Consider the following 17,533-nt stretch of genomic DNA (forward strand, 5'->3'; position numbering starts at 1 on the left):
TTTTTAAGTATTATTCTTATAAAGTGCTTTTAAGTTATCATAGGCGATTTGTATTTTTTCAAACTGTTCTCTTGCGTAAGCTTTTTCTATTGCACTTTTTCCTTGATGAAAATCAGGATGATAAAGTTTTACCAAAATCAAATATTTTTGTCTGATTTCACTAAGATCATTTTGCGGAGTGCATTCTAAAGTATTAAAATAATTACTAAAAAGCTTAGCTAAAGCATTAAATTTCCATTTCATATTTTCTTTATTGTGAATATTTTGGCGAAATTTTTTATACTCTTCGCGGTCAACTTCAAAATTCACGCAATATTTTAAATGCTCGCTCTCATTTGCAAAAGCTTCAAAAAGTTCAAGGGTATTCTCGTTTTTATATTCTAAAATTAGAATATTTGTCATTTCATTATATTCTATATTATGATCTTGAAAATAATTTCTTATATAAGTAATAAATAATTTTTCATTAGAGCTTAACTTCATCAAAATTCTACCCGCAACAAAATCAATCTTGATAAACAACATAGGCTTAAGCATATTATTTTGCTCAAAAATTAATCTAAAAGTTTTAAAATGAGCATCTTGTAAATTCTCTATACCTTCATTTGTGCTTTTACGATATTTTTGATCTAAAACTTTTAAGAAATAACGGCGCTGTGGAATTTCATTTTCTTCAAAAAAAGAAAAAATTTTATTTTTACGCCCTACTACCTTTGTGAAATTTTTGGTAATTAAGTCTTTAAAATACTGAAAAACATTAATATCATCGGTATTAACATTGATAGTTTCTAAAGTTTGCACGATCTGCATCTCATCTCTCCCATAAAATCTCATTCTCAAAAAGCTCTTTTGTGCCTTTTAAAATTTCATTGGGTGTATAATCGGCTTTATACGATAAAGATTGACACTTTTTTACAAAATATCCCAAATAAATATATTTTAATTTTTCTTTTTTGGCTATCTTTATTTCGCTAAGTAAAGAAAATTTACCCAAAGAAAGATGAGAAAAATCTGGATCATAAAAGCAATAAATACTAGAAATTCCATCTTCAAGCCAATCGATTAAATCCACACAAACAAGCTTATCCTCCACATAAAAAGCAAGCTCATAGCCAAAATTCATAAATCCATCAACATAAAGATTGTAATATTGTCTGAAATTTAAATCATATCTTTTCCAAGTTTTTTTCTCTTCCATAAAGCGGTGATATTTATCATACAAAAACAAATGCTCATTACTTAGTAAAGGTTTTCTTAATATGATTTTGGTATTTATGTTTTTATTGATCACTCTTCTTTCACTACGGGAGAATTGATACTCATCCACCAAAATTCTAAGACTTAAACACTCTTTACAATCTTTACAAATAGGACGAGAAAAATACCTACCAAAACGACGCCAGCCACGCCTGATAAGCTCGCTATTAATTTCCTTAGAGCAATTTTCTATATATTTGTACTCTATCCTAGAACGCCTATCTTTTAGATAAGGACATTCGTCTTCAAGAGTACAAAAACCAATTTCTAGCATTAAATTTTCTTAATATCTGCATTTTTAATAAATTCCAAAAACTCATCCTGTAATTTCTCTTGTTTTAAAAAAACTTCTTGCATTTCTTTATCTAAGTTCATTTCTGGTAGCTGTGTTTTTATCTCTTCATTAAAATGCTTCATATCCTTTTTATTTGAATTTTTAGGGCTTTTTTGCTCCTTAGAATGAGTTTGCATTTCTTTTTTTATGCTCTTAAGACTATCAAAAAAATCCATTATTCTCTACTTTCGCGTATTTTCTTTAAAGTAGCTGCGATTGCAGCGATAACTTCTTCTTTATTATCTTGATGACGATCTTCTGTTTTTTCTAATAATTCTTGCATATGTGTCTCTATGAAAGAGGTGTCTAAATACCCCCTTCTAAATTCTCTTGTTTTTGTAATGGCAATTAAAAATGGTATAGTTGTTCTAATATCTATGGTAAATTCTTTCAAAGCTCTTTCAAGTTTATTAACCGCTAAATCATAACTTGTAGCTTTTATGATTAATTTTGCAAGCATAGAATCATAATAAGGAGGCACGGTATAATCTTTATAAATATGACTGTCCACCCTTACAGATGGTCCAAGTGCTGGATAATACTCCCCTATCTTACCTGGACTTGGAATGAAATTTTTCCATACATTTTCAGCCGTAATCCTTGCTTCTATAGCAAAACCTCTTGGCTTGATATCACTTTGTTCTAGATCTAAAATTTCCCCGCCTGCGATACGAATTTGACGCACGATCAAATCCACACCCGTAATTTCTTCAGTTACAGGATGTTCTACTTGAATTCTTGTATTCATTTCCATAAAATAAAAGCGGTTATAATCATCAAGTAAAAATTCTATAGTCCCCGCATTTGTATAGCCAACAGCCTTAGCAGCAGCCACAGCAGTAACACCCATAGTTTTTCTTAGATTGTCTGAAATTCCAGGACAAGGTGCGATTTCGATCACTTTTTGATGTCTTCTTTGGATAGAACAATCCCTTTCGCAAAGATGGATAATATTTCCATAATTATCCCCTAAAATTTGAAATTCTATATGGCGAGGATTGACTACATATTTTTCCATAAATACTTCATCATTGTTAAAATAAGTCAATGCTTCTCTTTTACACGAATCAAAAGCATTTTCTAATTCTTCTTCTTTATGAACGACGCGAATTCCTCGTCCGCCACCACCTCCTGAAGCCTTTAAAATCACAGGATAGCCTATTTTTTCTGCAAATACTTTGATTTCATCCATACTATAAGCATTTAATTTTTCTGTTCCTGGAACGATAGGAATCCCATTTTGAGCCATTAATTTACGAGCTATGTTTTTATTTCCCATTTTGTGGATAACTTCAGATTTTGGACCTATAAAAATAATTCCTGCTTCCTCACAAGCTTTAGCAAAATCATAATTTTCACTTAAAAATCCATAACCAGGATGTATAGCATCAGCCCCACAAGCTTTAGCAATTTCTATAATTCTTCCTACATCCAAATAACCCCTTATAGCATCTGTGCCTATGCGATAAGCTTCATCGGCAATTTTTACATGCAAACACTCACGATCAGGTTCTGTAAAAACCGCAACACTTTTAATATGTAAATCCCTACAAGCACGGATTACACGGACAGCTATTTCAGCACGATTTGCTATAAGAATCTTATGAATTTGTACCATAATTTGCCTTTATAAATTTTATTTACATACTCATATTCTAGCAAAATATCCTTACAAAAACTTAGCAAAAAATTTAATTTATTTTAGTTATAATAAACTTTTAAATTATTCCGAAAGAAAAATTACAATTTTACATGATTGCCGATAAAAAATTATTTTATTTAAGTTGCATTTTAATAAGCATAGGTATAGTATTTTCATATTCTCTTACTGTTTTTACTGTGCTTTTTTTTGATTATAATGAATTTCACTTTTTTATACGCCAACTCTTTTTTGGGCTTAGCGGTATATTAATCATGTTTTTTATTTCTCGTCTTGATCCTGATAAAATACTTGCTAAAAGAATTATCCTAGCCATACTTATAGGCTCTTTTATATGTATTATTATCCTGCCTTTTTTACCCTCTGCTTTGGCGACTGCTAGTGGGGGCGCAAAGCGTTGGATTCGCTTAGGACCTCTTTCTATTTCACCTGTGGAATTTTTTAAAATAGGACTGATTTATTTTTTAGCTTGGAGTTATACAAGACGCATTGATGATAGCAAAAAAGCGATTAAGCATGAAGCTTTAATTCTCTTGCCTTATTGTATTTTAGCTTCTATCGTGATAGGCTATATTTACATCACACAAAATGATTTAGGGCAAAGCGTTATTTCTTTCTTTTTAATTTTAGCTCTAGCTTTTTTTGCAGGTGCTAGCAAAAGACTTTTTGCCTTTGGAATTTTAATCATTATGATGATAGGAATCATGGTAATTTTTAGCAATCAAAGGCGTATCCAAAGGATAGCTTCTTGGTGGGGAAATATACAAGATGCTTTCTTGCCTATGCTTCCTGATTGGATGGCAGATGCTTTAAGGGTAAGTGGCAATAGCGAGCCTTATCAAATTTCACACTCCTTAAATGCCATAGCTCATGGAGGGTTATTTGGTGAAGGACTTGGGCTAGGTACTTTTAAACTTGGTTTTTTAAGTGAGGTGCATACTGACTTCGTTCTTTCAGGCATCACAGAAGAGATAGGACTTTTTGGCTTGGGGCTTATTTGTTTTATTTATCTTTGGATGATTTTAAGAATTTTTAGAATTGCAGGAAGATGTGAAGAAAAACAAGATTTTATATTTTGTTCAGGCATTGCTTTGCTTTTACTCTTTTCATTCTTTATGAATGCCTTTGGTATCATTTCTCTTACTCCACTAAAAGGTGTAGCGGTTCCACTTTTAAGCTATGGAGGAAGTTCAATGTGGGCAATTTGTATAGGAATTGGATATGTTTTAATGATTTCAAAAAAGGTTAAATTATGACAATAGTTCTAACAGGTGGCGGAACGGGTGGACACCTAGCCATTGTGCGATGTTTACTAGAAAGTGCGATTAAAAAAAACATAGAGTGTGTTTATATAGGAAGTCAAAATGGTCAAGATAGAGCTTGGTTTGAAAGCGAAACTCGTTTTAAAGCGAAATTCTTTTTAAGTTCTCGTGGGGTTGTCAATCAAAACAAACTTGGAAAAATCAATTCCTTACTCCACACATTCAAGCTTAGTAAAGAATGTAAGCAAATCTTTAAAGATTATGATATCAAAGCGGTTTTTAGCGTAGGAGGATACAGTGCAGCTCCTGCATCTTTTGCGGCTTTATTCTCACATTTGCCTCTTTTTATACATGAACAAAATTCAAAAAGCGGCTCTTTAAATATGCTTTTAAAACCTTTCGCTACAAAATTTTTTAGCGCCTTTGAAAAAGAAATTAGCCCTTATCCTGTAGCAGATAAATTTTTTGATAATGCTAGGATTCGCAAAGAATTAAAAAATATTATTTTCTTAGGAGGATCACAAGGAGCTCATTTTATCAACGAACTAGCTTTAAATTTAGCACCAAAACTTCAAGAACAAAATATCAAAATCATCCATCAATGTGGAAAAAATGATTTTGAAAAGTGCAAAAAACATTATCAAAGCTTAAATATCCAAGCTGATATTTTTGATTTTAGTTTAAATTTGGAAGAAAAAATGAAAAATGCAGATCTAGCTATATCAAGAGCAGGTGCAAGTACTCTTTTTGAACTTTGTGCTAATACTTTGCCCACTATTTTTATACCTTATCCTTATGCAGCTAAAAATCATCAATACTTTAATGCTAAATTTTTACAAGATCAAGCTTTATGTCAAATTTTTATGCAAAACTCTATTAATCTTGATGAATTTTTTAAGTCAATATTAAAACTAAATCTAGAAAATATTTCTACAAGATTGCAAAATATAACCCAAAAAAATGGCGCAGATATGCTAATCCAAAAAGCTTTATTTGATAATTTGACTTTTATAAGATAAATATCCAAAGATATTTACTAAAATTCCAACAAAAACTAACATCAAAATAGCAAATGAAAAATTTTCAAATTTGTCATGCAAAAAACCTATAATCCATTGTCCTTGTGCTGCAATTAAATATCCAAAACCCTGAGCTAAAGCAGAAAGTCTCGCTGCTATTTGAGCATTAGAGCTTTTTTGTGCAATAAAAAGCAACGCAATGCCAAAAACTCCACCCCATGGAAAACCCATGATAAAAGCACTGATAATAATAGAAATTTTACTATCAAAAATAAAGAGCATACCAAAAGCGATCACATACATACTGCACAAACCTGCTATGTAAAAAGTATGTAAATTTTGTCTTAATTTTCCTAAAAGTAAAGGGCCAAAAAGAGACACTGGAGCTGCAACAAGTTGAGCAAATAAAACCATACTTGTAGAAAATTCTTTATCAAATCCTTTTTCTACAACAATTTGAACATACCAAAAAAACAAAGAATAAGCTAAAAAACTTTGAAATCCCATAAAAAGAGTAATTTTCCAAGTTGTTAAATTTGTAAAAAGATTGATTTTTTTATGAGTTTTTTTCTTAATACGAAAAAATCTACCATTTTTAGCTTGAGGATAGTAAACTACTAAAGCTACAAAAGAAAAAATAGCCCAAAAAAACATAGCTCCAGCTAAATCAAATACACTAAGCAAAGGTATAGCTAAAGCAATACCCATAATCGAAGAAATACTCAAAACAAGACTATAAATTCCCATTATACTTGCCATTTTTTTTGGAAATTTTTCTTTAATAAAACTAGGAAGTAAAACATTTGCAATTGCTATACCACAGCCCATTGCTAACATTCCTAAAAATAAGCCATATACACCAAAATAAGAACGAATAATTTCGCCTAAAAAAATTAAAAAAATTCCAAAAACAATAGCACGAATAGGAGAAAAATACCCCACAATAAAAGAAATACTTCCAAAAGCTATCAAAGGAAGACTTGTAAGTATGCCCGCTACGGTTGAGTTTAAATAATACTTATCTTTAATAATATCAATAATAGGCCCCACTGCAGTAATTGGGGCTCTAAGATTAAAAGCTACAATAATAACAATAATAACATTAATCCAAAATATCTTTTTAAAAGAAGCCATAAAAGCCTTATTTGTTAAGTTCTACTTTGAATATTTTACCTTCTGCCATCTTAGGAATCCATAAAATATTACCTTCAATAAATATATCTGCAGGACCTTTCATCAAAGGAAGTTCAAGTTTTACAGATTTAACATTATCTAAATTATAAATATATCCATTTAGATTATTTCCCCAAGAACTTACCAATAAACCATCTTTATAAGGAACTATTCCATCATAAGATTCTTTTTCATTTTTAATTATACTGAGTTCTTTTGTATTTAAATCATAAGCCATTACAACACCGCCACTTACACCATCAGGATGATAACCAGCTATAAAAAGCTTATGTTTTTTTCTATCTAGATATAACCCATTTGGACCGCCAAATTTTGCTAAATCAAGTTTTAATAATTCATCATATTGCTTAGTTTTTAAATCAACCTTTAAAATAAGCCCTGTGCCAGTATCGCTAACCAAAAGCGTATTGTCGTCTAATTTTTCTATGTCATTTAAAAAGATTGCACCTTTAATAGGTAAATTAAAAATTTCTTTTTTAGTTTTAAGATCAAAACCGCGTAAAACATCGATATCTACCACATAAAGAGTTTTTCCAATCTCCATCATGCCTTTTGGTGCATTAAGATGGGTTAAAAATTTATATTCTAGCACTTTGCCATTTTTATCAAGCTTAGAAATAAATCCATCATTATCTTTCGCCAAAGGTTCAAGTTTTTCCCCTACATTAGATACATAAACATAGTTTTTATCTACAAAAATACTTTCAGGGCTTTTAAAGCCATCAAATTCTTGATATTTCAACTCGCTTGCTCCAAGCAAACTTGCTCCAACAAGCGCTAAACTTAAAACATATTTTTTCATACTTTTCTCCTTTTGTTAAAAATATTTATGCTGATTATATTGATTTAGATAGAAAAAGTGTGCTAGTTTTTTGATAAAAAATACAAGTTTTTTGATTTTTGATATTGCTTAGGGGTTTGATTGTATTTTTCTTTAAATCTCTCGATAAACCAAGCCACTGAAGAAAAAGCACATTCATTAGCTATTTCATTTACATTTTTTTTAGAAAATTCAAGCAAAACTTTAGCTTTTTGCAATCTTTTTTCATCTAGCCATTTTTTAGGACTTTGCCCGAAGCATTTTTTAAATTCTCTAGAAAAAGTAGCAAAATCAAGCTTTGCAAAATCAGCCATTTCGCTCACGCTTACAAATTCTCTCCCACAATACTCAAAAAGCTGCGAAAGATCTAAACGAAATTCTTTTAAAATTCCAGCTAAAAAGCCTATGAAATAAGTATTTTTATTTAAAAGTAAATGCAAAAAAATCTCTTCAAATTTAAGACTGACTATGGGATCTAAAATTTGTGTATTCTCATCAAAATGCGGGGTAAAACTTTCTAAAATTCCTTGTAAAATTTTATCATTTTTTACCCAAAAAATTTCACTCTCCTCACTTGCTTGTTCTAGTTTAAAAAGATCTTTATACTTATAAATAAGCTCGATTAAAAAAGCATTATCAAAGAAAAACAAATAAGCTTCATAAACACCGCTACTAAGTCCTACATTGCTTAAAGTATAATTTCCCGCTTTTAAAAATAAGGTTTCATAAGAGTCGATTTTATAGTCTTTTGATGCCGTATGTAAAATTTTATATCCTTTTCTTACAAAGGTTAAAAGATGGCTGCCTACATTGACAAAAGAAGAGTGTGAGGCGCTTACTTGGGTATATTTTGCAAAAGTACAGGATTTAAAATTTTTATAATCCACACCTTTTAATTGTTTTAAATCTTGTGGCAAGGAAAGAATTTGCTCCATTGTTTCACTCTTTATCAAAGCAAGTTTCTTTTACATTCAACAAGATATTTTTTCACATCTTTTTCGCGCATTAAAACCTCACGCATACAAACACCAGCTACATTGATATCTTTAAAGCTTGCAATATTTTGTACATTAATCCCGCCTATAGCATAAAGTGGAATTTGGCTAAAAGAAAGTAAAGAATTTAAAAATTCAAGCCCCCTTGGCTCTAAATCTTTCTTACAAGAACTCTCAAAAATATGACCTACAAAAGCATAATTTACCCCATAATTCATCGCCTCTAAAAGCTCTTCTTTACTATGCACTGAAGTGCCTATCATATGAAAATACTTACTCATCTTTGGCTCTTGCCTTAACAAAGCAAGTGGCATATGAAAATAGCGATGTCCTAACTTTAAACACTCTCTATCAAAAAAATGCAAAAAACAAGTTGTTTTATGTTTAGCACAAATAGCTAAAACCTCTTTAGCCAAATCATAATACTCAAATTCACTCAAATCCTTCTCTCTAAGCACAAAAGCGTCTATGCCTGATTTAGCAAGCTTTTCTACTTGTTTTAGAAAGTCTATCTCGACACATTTTCTATCGCTTATAGCAATGATTTTTTTATCCCACATAAATACTATCGCTCATCACAGCTTGCAAATTTGAGTTTTTAAGCATAGCTAAAATTTCATCCACGCCTCGTTCATCTGAAATTTCAAATTGCCCATCACCTTTTTTCTCGCCCTTATGCTCTCCTATACCCACGCTTACTCCTGCGCTCATTTTTGTCGCTCCAAGTTTTACAACCTCATCTCTAAATCCTACTCTTTCACGACTTGATATAGTAATACCTGCAAAAGGTAAAAAAAGTCTATAAGCACAAAGCACTTGCAAAAGACGTTTTTCGCTTACATCTTTGGGGTGAATTTTAGCATTATTGATAATAGGTCTTAAACGAGGTACTGAAATAGAAATTTCAGCATGCGGATAAGCCTTTTGTAAAAAATACGCATGAAGAGCTGTTGCAAGTGCATCTTTTCTAAAATCATCAATCCCCAAAAGTGCTGCAAAAGCTACTCCTCGCATACCCGCTCTTAAGGCTCTTTCTTGCCCATTAAAACGATAAGGAAAAATACGCTTTTCACCCCCTAAATGAATTTTAGAATACTTTAAAGGATTGTAAGTTTCTTGAAAAATGGTTACATAATCACAGCCATTTTCATGCAAAATTTTATACTCATCCTCATTCATAGGATAAATTTCAACACCTACAACCTTAAAATACTCCCTAGCTATCTTGCAAGCCTTTGCGATGTATTCTACGCTTGCAAACTCCCTTCCTTCACCTGTTAGCATTAAAATTTCTTCTAAACCACTTTTAGCAATGGCTTGCATTTCTTCATGAATTTCATCTTCGCTAAGCTTGGCTCTTGCGATTTTATTTCCTTTTTGAAAACCGCAATAAACACATTTAGAATTACAATAATTTGACAAATAAAGTGGAGTAAAAAGCGAGATAGAATTCCCAAAATATTTTTGCTTGGTTTTAGCCGACTTAAAAGCTAATTCTTCTATAAAATCTTCAGCCGCACTTGAAAGCAAGGCTTTTAAATGCTCTATGCTTAAATGTGTTTGATTTAAAGCATTTTTAACATCTTTAGCGCTAAATTGACTCTCATCATAGCTTTGAACTTGACTTAAAACCTTATTTAAAATTTCGCTTTTTATTTCCTGCATGTGAGGTAAATACTGCATATAATCCTGCATAATCAATCCCTTAAAAAGCCTGTTAATGGAGAACTAGCCTTAGCCTCACTCACGCTTGCTAAACCCGCTAGATAACCCGCTCTTCCAGCCTGTATAGCTAAAGAAAATGCTTTTGCCATCAAAGCGATATCCTTTGCTTCAGCTATAGCTGTATTTGCCATCACTGCACTTACTCCCATTTGCATAGCCTCGCACGCTTGTGCAGGAGTTCCAATACCTGCATCTACAATGATAGGCAAATCGATCTCATTAAGTAAAATTTGTATAAATTCCTTAGCACACAAGCCTTTATTGCTCCCAATAGGTGCTGCTAAAGGCATGATAGCTGCAGCCCCTGCATCACACATAGCTCTAGCTACATAAAGATCAGCATGCATATAAGGCAAAGGGGTAAAGCCTTCTTTTGCTAAAAGTTCACAAGCCTTAATGGTTTCATAATTATCGGGCAACAAATACTTACTATCGCCTATAACCTCTATCTTTATAAGCTCTCCACAGCCAAGCTCTCTAGAAAGTCTTGCGATACGCAAAGCTTCATCAGCATTTCTAGCTCCTGAAGTATTAGGCAAGAGGGTTATATTTTTAGGGATATAATCAAGTATATTAGCAATCTCACCCGTATTTGCACGGCGCAAAGCCAGTGTAATGATCTCTGCTTTGGCTTCTTCTATGGCTGATTTTATAAGCTCTAAAGAATACTTTCCTGATCCTAAAATAAATCTTGATTTAAATTCATATTTTCCTATTTTTAAGCTATCATTTTTTAAATTTTCTTGCATTTTTTACTCCTTATTTGCCAAAAGCTCTAAGACAAGATTGCTTTGATGTCCAGCGCAAATATTTACACGCGGTGCCATAAGTCCATTTCCCACTTTAGCACCATTTACCAAATCCCCACACACATAGAAATTTTTAGCAATTTTTCTTGTTTGTATACTATTGCTATCGCCATATCCTGCAAGCCCTGAAGCACAGATTAAAGTAGTGTCTTTATAAAATCTATGAAAATTTTGTGCTATCATAGCCTTTGCAAGCGCGCTATCAAATGCCTCACAGACTATATCTATACCTTTAAACAAATCGGGCAAATTCTCTTCATCGATTTTTAAAGTGCAAATTTCAGTTTTGATATAAGGATTTATTTCACTGATTTGCTCTTTTAAAGCCTCGGTTTTAAATTTTCCCAAATCACTTACGCGGTAAGCTTGGCGATTGAGATTGCTAGGCTCAACCACATCAAAATCAATCAGCTTTAAATACCCCACACCGCTTCTTGCTAAATTTATCGCTATATGTGAGCCAAGTCCACCCAAACCACAAACCGCCACGCGCCCATTTTTAAGCTTATCATGAAGTTTTGGCGTATGTCTTGCCCTCATCATCGCATCTAAGGCATCTTTTGGAGGTAGGGCATTTCTTTCTATACAAAAAAGCTCATCGTTTTCGTGAATTTTTATATTTTCTTTCGTTGCAAAGCCATTGATAATCCATACATCATTTTCATTTTTACTTACACTTTTGAAAAAATCCAAACTGGTGCTCAATTTTGTATCTAGTTCCTTGCCATTAAATTTAATTCTCATCAGCCACCTCCTACAAAACTTACAATTTCCGCTTTATCGTTTTCTTTTAAGATCAAATTTTCAAATTCGCTCTTAGGTATAATCTCTCCATTTAATTCTAAGGCGATAAGTTCGATTTTAAAACCCTTTTCTTTGATAAAATCCATAAATTTAAGCTCTTTAAGCTCAAATTTTTCTCCGTTAATAATCATTTAATTCCTTTTGTAAATTTATAGTTTCTTTTATAACTTTACACATTTTTAGCAAATGCTCTAGTTCTTCTTTGGAGCATTCATAATCATTGCGATATTTTAACCATTGTTTTATGACTTGATAACCGCCTATAGTAAATTGCCAAATTTCAGCACTTATAGGACTTATGGCCAAATCTTCATTTAAGATAATTTTATTATCTATGAAGCGATCTTTTTCTTGATATTTTTCTATCTTAAAATTTGCCTTTTTATCTTCTTTTAAAAAGATAAAATCAATCTCATCTTTCAAATCTCTTTTAAACAAGTGAAGTTCTACAAGTTTTTTACCTAAAGTAGCAAAATCATCAAAAGTCTTTTGTTCTACTTCGAAATTAATCCTAGCAAAGCCTGTTTTTAAATACTCTAGGTATTTTTCTCTATATCTTGGATTGTATAAATTTGCATAGATAAAATACAAAATTTCCTCAGGACTTTTGTCTTTTAAGATCTTGTGATTTTCTTTGTAGGCTAGAAATTCGCTTGTGAAATTTGGAATTTTTTCATTATTAACATAAAGATAGAGTGGGGCTGTAAAACTTCTAAATCCAAAAAAATTTCCATCCGTTATATTGCTACAAACAATTGAATGAGAAAAATAATCATGAATTGATGATTCTATAAAACAAAGTCCTAAATTTTCCTTATCTAAAAAATGTTGCATGGTTTTATATCTAGGGCGTCCTAAAAATCCTTGTTTCTCTGAATAAAAAGTCCATTGAATGTCAAGAGGTCTATAATGTATTTTACTAATAAAACCTGTATTATTTTCATATTGAGTTAAAGTATTCAAAATTATAGAATTATCTAAATTATATTTTTTTACATTTTCTTCTTTTGTTAAATTTTTAAAATCCTTTAAAACATTTTCCATGCTTTGCTTATTTAGCTGTATGGCTATATTATCTTTTTCAGTTTGAATCCCACTACTATAATTTAAAAATATAGACTTTTTATCCTCTGCCTTATCGCTTGCTAACGCCCAAAAATTTTCATATTCTTTATTTTTAAATTCTCTTTTGATAAACCAAAAATAAGGCTCATCTAAGCTCAATTCTTCCCATTTGATAGCATTTAAACCCTTTTGTCTTAGATCATCCAAAAGAGCAAATTTTTCCTTTCTTGAAAAAATATTATTATCACCTGTAGAGTAGTAAAATACCTTAGCACCATTACTTGGTTCATCTTTATACTTTACAAACAAACTTATACAAACACCTACTTTTATATCAAAAACATTTTCATCATTCTTAGCGTCTTTATCGCTCCCGTGTAAATTCAGTATATAAATTTCATCAAAACTTTTATACAAGCTTTCTCTCATTTTTCTATGAGTTTTTCCACTTATAAAAGAGTTATTTGTGATAAAACCTAAAAGTCCTTTTTTTTCTTCAAATAAATCTTTTTTGTTTTGCTCTAGCAATTTCCACTGTGCAAAACGCATAAATTTAATATAATCATCATTTAAAGGTTGTATATTTTTGTCATTTAAGCCTTGTTTGTAAATTTTTAAAAGCTCTAGTATATCTTCGCCTTTGTTTTTGCTTTTTGCGTTATAAGGAGGATTTCCTAAAATAACAAGCAAATCTTGACTGTGTTTAACATCTCTTGCTTTTTTCCACTCTGTATCTAAATTTTCCAAAGGCATAAACATATCAAAATTTGCAATTTTTTCTAAGTCCAAAGTATTGTTAAGAAAAATTTGAAAATCAGCATCACTAAAATTTACAAAGCCATTTTTTCTTAAAATTTGTCCTAGTTTTAACCTTGCTACAATATAAGGCACAAAAGAAAGCTCAAAACCATAAATATCTTTTAAAAATTTATTTTTTATGGCTTCATTTTTAAAAACTTCACTTTCTTTGGAAATAATTTTTTCAAAAACACTAGCTAAGAAGCTTCCTGTGCCTGTAGCAAAATCAAGTACTTTTACGCCTTGGTCATTAAAACCTTTATTTTTATTCAATTTAGTTTTTAAAAGTTCATCAAGAGAAGAAACTATCATATCCACAATACTTTTTGGAGTGTAAAAAACACCCCCTTCTTTGCGTTTTTGCGTAGCTCTCAAATCATCATAAGCCTTTAAAAAATCTTCATACAAATATATACTTACACTTTCTAAATCTTGATTTAAAATTTTACAAAGTGCAATTTTATCTATCAATGATAAAGTTTTTTTGATATTTTCTAAAGTATATTTGATATCTTGCGGAAGAGAAAAAGAAGGTATGGCAAAATACACAAATTCACTTAAAGTTCTAAAAGTGCTTGGTAAAAATGAAATGAAATTTTCTATGGGGATTTTTTCTAAGTCATAATCATCATTTTCTATGTAAGAAACAAAAATTCCATATACTATAGCTTGAGCTAAAATATCGCAAAATTCTTCATCTTTTAAATCTATCTTTTCTATATTTTTAAAGGTATCTTTTGTTTTTCGAAAAAATCTTTTAAAAGAAGAATTTGCATCACTTTCATCAAAAGAAATTTTTAAAGCATTGCTTAAATAAAAACTTTGCGTACTTAAAACTTTTACTAATTCTTGTTTTGATTTTATGGTGGTGCTATTATCGTCAAAATAAGCTTTAAGAAGATTTCTAAATATGCTTATGTTTTCTTCTTTTAAATCAAGCTTATCATCTAGCAAATCAATATCAAAAACAACTTTTTCAAAAGAAAAAAGTATAAAGCGTTTATAGTTTGTAAAGATGATATTGGGTGAAATTTGCAAGTATTTGCTAAGTTGTTTTCCTTTTAAATGTAAATTTAAATCTACATCTAAATTTTTACACTCTATAAAGCCTACAAGATGATTATAGCTTAACTCTTTTTCTTTATCTATAAGTTTATAAGTTTTAAAATCAGGTCTTATAGAGCCTTGCCCTTTTTCACTTTTTGGCTCATGAATAATTTTAACTTCTTTAGGTTTTAATTCGTTGAGTAAATTTTCAAAACAAGTTCTAAAGCTATGCTCATTATAATTTTTTCCTTCAAAAATCGCTTGAATTTCGCTTGTATATTTTTTAAATATATCCATAACTTTTCCTAGTTAAAATTCTCCACCAAATCTTTAAAAACAAGACAAAGTTTTTCAAATTCTTCCACGCTCACTCTCTCATCAATAGCGTGAATTCTGTCATTGCAAACGCCAAATTCAACCACCTTAACGCCATATTTTGCAAAATATCTCGCATCGCTTGTGCCACCTTTGGTATTGAGCTCTGGTACTTCATGAGTGATTTTTTGCACGCTTTCATTCATCTTTTGTACGATTTTATTGTCAATGCTTGTTAAAAAAGGTTCGCTTGATTGCGTTAATTCTAGCTCATAATTTAAGCCGTGGCAAATTTTTTCCACATAAGCTCTTACATCTTCTAAATTTGTATCAGGAGAATTGCGAACATTAAACATAAGTCTTAAATCATTTGGAGTAACATTACACACCCCCATACCTCCACGAATATCAGTTATAACGATTTTTGAAGGGCTAAATTCAGCACTACCTGGATCAAGATCAAAACCCGCTAAAAGTTTTAAAACCGGTGCGAAATCATGCACAGGATTGATACATTTTTCAGGGTAAGCCGCATGTCCTTGTTTTCCGCGTATCAAAAGCTTACCATTGATAGAACCACGACGCCCTATTTTAATACTATCGCCGATTTTTTTAACACAGGTTGGCTCTGCAACCACAGCATAATCAGGTAGCATATCTCTTTCTTTCATCCATTCTAAAACAGCTTTTGTTCCGTATTTTGCCTCGCCTTCTTCATCGCTTGTTAAAATAAGGCTTAATCTCCGCCCTTTAAAGCTAACATCCTTTACAGCATCGATAAAAGCAGCTACGCCACTTTTCATATCCTGTGCACCCCTTGCATAGATAAAGCCTTCTTCCTCCAAAGGCTCAAAAGGATCATTTTTCCAACCCTCACCCGCAGGAACGACATCTACATGCCCACCAAAAGCTAAATGCTCACCCTCATCATTAAATTTTTTAGTAAGCAAGAGATTTTTAATCCCCTCTTTTTCTATAAAAAAAGCTTCAAAATCACTCAGTTCCATAGCGATGAAATTTAAAGCTCCATCATCATTTGGCGTAACAGATTTAAATTTTAAAAGTTCGATTAAAAATTCTTTTGCATTCATTTTTTTATCCTATAAAAGTTTTGTATAATAAACTCAGAGCGAAATACTCTATAATCAAAGCTGAAACTATATTGATGATACGAATCACCTTTGCACTAAAAAGATAGCTGTATTTTGCGACAACAAAAGCTAAAGCACCTATCCAAAAAAGAATAGCAACAACAAGCCCCAGTATCGTAGAATAAGCGTGTTGATTGCTTAAAACTATGCCTGTAGCACTAAGCCAAAAACCTATCACATAAGGATTAGAGCCATTTAAAATGATACCTTTAACATAGCTTTTTAAAAGACTTTCTTTAAAATCTTTATGCTGATCCAAATGCAAATCTTCATTTTTCTTTTTTAACATCAAATAAGCCATATAAGTTAAAAAACAAAAACCAAAAATCGCCAAAAAACGCATAAAAATGACATTATCTAAGAAATTTAAAAGCCCAAATTGAAGCAAAAAAAGATAAAGCATATCTATACTAAATGCTCCAAGTCCTACAGCTATGGAATTTTTAAAAGCTTTTAGTGCATAAGTTAAAATCAAAATATTTACAGGTCCAAAAGGCACACTCACTCCAAAGCCCAAAAAAACTCCACTTAAAAAAGAATCAAACATTGCCATCTTTCATAAAATTTTCTATATCAAGTGCGATTTTATCAATAGCGTTTATAATATCTTCTATATAGATTTTATCAAAATACCGCTCTAAATTCGCATCTTTTTCGTAGATATTTAAAATACTTTTTTCGCACATTGAAGCATAACGCCCTACAGGCAAAACCGCCCCACTTGTGCCTATGCTGATAAAAAGCGAAGTTTGATTTAACAAAGAATAAAGCGTAGCATAAGCAGGAGCTTGCTCTTCAAACATGACTATATTGTGTCTTAAATCCTTACTTTTGCATTTTGGGCATTGTTTATCTGTGATTTTTTCATAACCTATATTAAAAATTTCTTCGCATTTTAAGCAGCGAAGTTCAGGCAAAAAGCCATGCAAATGTACTACATCTTTACACCCTGCACGCTCTAGCAAATCATCTACATTTTGCGTGATAACAAAAAGGTTTTTACCCCATTTTTCTTTTAATTGTGCGATTTTTTCATGGGCGTGATTTGGCTTTACATTTTGAAGTTGCGCTCTTCTTGCATCGTAAAAATCAAGTACTTTTTTAGGATTTTTTCTAAAACCTGTTGCAGAGCAAACCTCCATCACATCATATTCTTCCCAAAGTCCATCATTGTCTCTAAAAGTTTTAAGCCCACTTGGAGCAGACAAACCCGCTCCGCTTAATATCATAATGTTTTTCATAGCTAAACCTTATAAAATTTACAAAGTTTAGCGAAAA

At 31.3% G+C, this 17,533-nt stretch carries 18 protein-coding genes; 2 read left to right on the plus strand and 16 right to left on the minus strand.

Annotated elements, in window-relative coordinates; translation table 11 throughout:
* Positions 1-3 precede the first annotated feature (3 nt).
* The 4 genes from KAR67_RS02535 to KAR67_RS02550 are packed head-to-tail and all read right to left on the minus strand — an operon-like array spanning position 4 to position 3,209.
* Positions 4-810 (minus strand): adenylosuccinate lyase, encoded by an 807-nt coding sequence (locus KAR67_RS02535; RefSeq protein ID WP_002779069.1) that lies wholly within the window; start codon positions 808-810, stop codon positions 4-6.
* Between the two features lies 1 nt (position 811).
* Positions 812-1,531 carry an arginyltransferase gene (locus tag KAR67_RS02540; RefSeq protein ID WP_052783583.1) on the minus strand — a complete coding sequence of 240 codons (720 nt, stop codon included), beginning with the start codon at positions 1,529-1,531 and terminating at the stop codon, positions 812-814.
* Positions 1,531-1,767, minus strand: coding sequence for a hypothetical protein (locus tag KAR67_RS02545; RefSeq protein WP_057030710.1), 237 nt, complete (start codon positions 1,765-1,767; stop codon positions 1,531-1,533). Before KAR67_RS02545 ends, KAR67_RS02540 begins: the two co-directional genes overlap by 1 nt.
* Positions 1,767-3,209, minus strand: a complete 1,443-nt coding sequence (locus tag KAR67_RS02550) for an acetyl-CoA carboxylase subunit A (protein ID WP_162284685.1) — start codon at positions 3,207-3,209, stop codon at positions 1,767-1,769. Before KAR67_RS02550 ends, KAR67_RS02545 begins: the two co-directional genes overlap by 1 nt.
* Before the next feature lie 134 nt (positions 3,210-3,343).
* Between KAR67_RS02550 and ftsW the strand changes: the two genes are divergently transcribed.
* The gene (gene ftsW / locus KAR67_RS02555) at positions 3,344-4,507 is read left to right on the plus strand and encodes a putative lipid II flippase FtsW (RefSeq protein ID WP_002779074.1); all 1,164 of its coding nucleotides are present in this window, start codon (positions 3,344-3,346) and stop codon (positions 4,505-4,507) included.
* The gene (murG, locus tag KAR67_RS02560; protein ID WP_162284684.1) at positions 4,504-5,532 is read left to right on the plus strand and encodes an undecaprenyldiphospho-muramoylpentapeptide beta-N-acetylglucosaminyltransferase; all 1,029 of its coding nucleotides are present in this window, start codon (positions 4,504-4,506) and stop codon (positions 5,530-5,532) included. Before ftsW ends, murG begins: the two co-directional genes overlap by 4 nt.
* Here the strand turns inward: murG and KAR67_RS02565 are convergent.
* From KAR67_RS02565 to KAR67_RS02620, 12 genes are all read right to left on the minus strand, one after another.
* Positions 5,503-6,666 (minus strand): CynX/NimT family MFS transporter, encoded by a 1,164-nt coding sequence (locus tag KAR67_RS02565; protein ID WP_002867169.1) that lies wholly within the window; start codon positions 6,664-6,666, stop codon positions 5,503-5,505. The genes murG and KAR67_RS02565 overlap by 30 nt on opposite strands.
* A 7-nt stretch (positions 6,667-6,673) precedes the next feature.
* The gene (locus tag KAR67_RS02570) at positions 6,674-7,528 is read right to left on the minus strand and encodes an ATP-binding protein (protein ID WP_162284683.1); all 855 of its coding nucleotides are present in this window, start codon (positions 7,526-7,528) and stop codon (positions 6,674-6,676) included.
* A 62-nt stretch (positions 7,529-7,590) separates the two neighbouring features.
* Entirely contained in the window at positions 7,591-8,481 is an 891-nt protein-coding gene (locus KAR67_RS02575) for an AraC family transcriptional regulator (protein WP_002779082.1), read from the minus strand.
* Positions 8,482-8,495: 14 nt separating this feature from the next.
* Positions 8,496-9,101 (minus strand): thiamine phosphate synthase, encoded by a 606-nt coding sequence (locus KAR67_RS02580; protein WP_002780305.1) that lies wholly within the window; start codon positions 9,099-9,101, stop codon positions 8,496-8,498.
* Entirely contained in the window at positions 9,091-10,236 is a 1,146-nt protein-coding gene (gene thiH, locus KAR67_RS02585) for a 2-iminoacetate synthase ThiH (protein ID WP_162284682.1), read from the minus strand. The genes KAR67_RS02580 and thiH overlap by 11 nt, the downstream gene beginning before the upstream one ends.
* Before the next feature lie 2 nt (positions 10,237-10,238).
* Positions 10,239-11,015 carry a thiazole synthase gene (locus KAR67_RS02590; RefSeq protein ID WP_192801051.1) on the minus strand — a complete coding sequence of 259 codons (777 nt, stop codon included), beginning with the start codon at positions 11,013-11,015 and terminating at the stop codon, positions 10,239-10,241.
* 3 nt (positions 11,016-11,018) lie between these two features.
* A complete protein-coding gene (gene thiF / locus KAR67_RS02595; protein WP_153894759.1) occupies positions 11,019-11,822 on the minus strand; it encodes a thiamine biosynthesis protein ThiF in 804 nt (267 codons plus the stop codon).
* Positions 11,819-12,010 (minus strand): sulfur carrier protein ThiS, encoded by a 192-nt coding sequence (gene thiS, locus KAR67_RS02600; protein ID WP_002780297.1) that lies wholly within the window; start codon positions 12,008-12,010, stop codon positions 11,819-11,821. Before thiS ends, thiF begins: the two co-directional genes overlap by 4 nt.
* Positions 12,000-15,086, minus strand: a complete 3,087-nt coding sequence (locus KAR67_RS02605; protein ID WP_057030715.1) for a type ISP restriction/modification enzyme — start codon at positions 15,084-15,086, stop codon at positions 12,000-12,002. Before KAR67_RS02605 ends, thiS begins: the two co-directional genes overlap by 11 nt.
* Positions 15,087-15,094: 8 nt before the next feature.
* Positions 15,095-16,195 (minus strand): succinyl-diaminopimelate desuccinylase, encoded by a 1,101-nt coding sequence (gene dapE, locus KAR67_RS02610; RefSeq protein WP_002790174.1) that lies wholly within the window; start codon positions 16,193-16,195, stop codon positions 15,095-15,097.
* A 4-nt stretch (positions 16,196-16,199) separates the two neighbouring features.
* Positions 16,200-16,802, minus strand: a complete 603-nt coding sequence (locus KAR67_RS02615; protein ID WP_002780291.1) for a LysE family transporter — start codon at positions 16,800-16,802, stop codon at positions 16,200-16,202.
* On the minus strand, positions 16,795-17,496 hold the full coding sequence (locus KAR67_RS02620; RefSeq protein WP_002853532.1) for an NAD-dependent deacetylase: 702 nt from the start codon (positions 17,494-17,496) through the stop codon (positions 16,795-16,797). The genes KAR67_RS02615 and KAR67_RS02620 overlap by 8 nt, the downstream gene beginning before the upstream one ends.
* Positions 17,497-17,533: the final 37 nt, after the last annotated feature.

It is taken from the genome of Campylobacter sp. JH32 (assembly GCF_017846535.1).
GTDB classification, from domain to species: domain Bacteria; phylum Campylobacterota; class Campylobacteria; order Campylobacterales; family Campylobacteraceae; genus Campylobacter_D; species Campylobacter_D coli.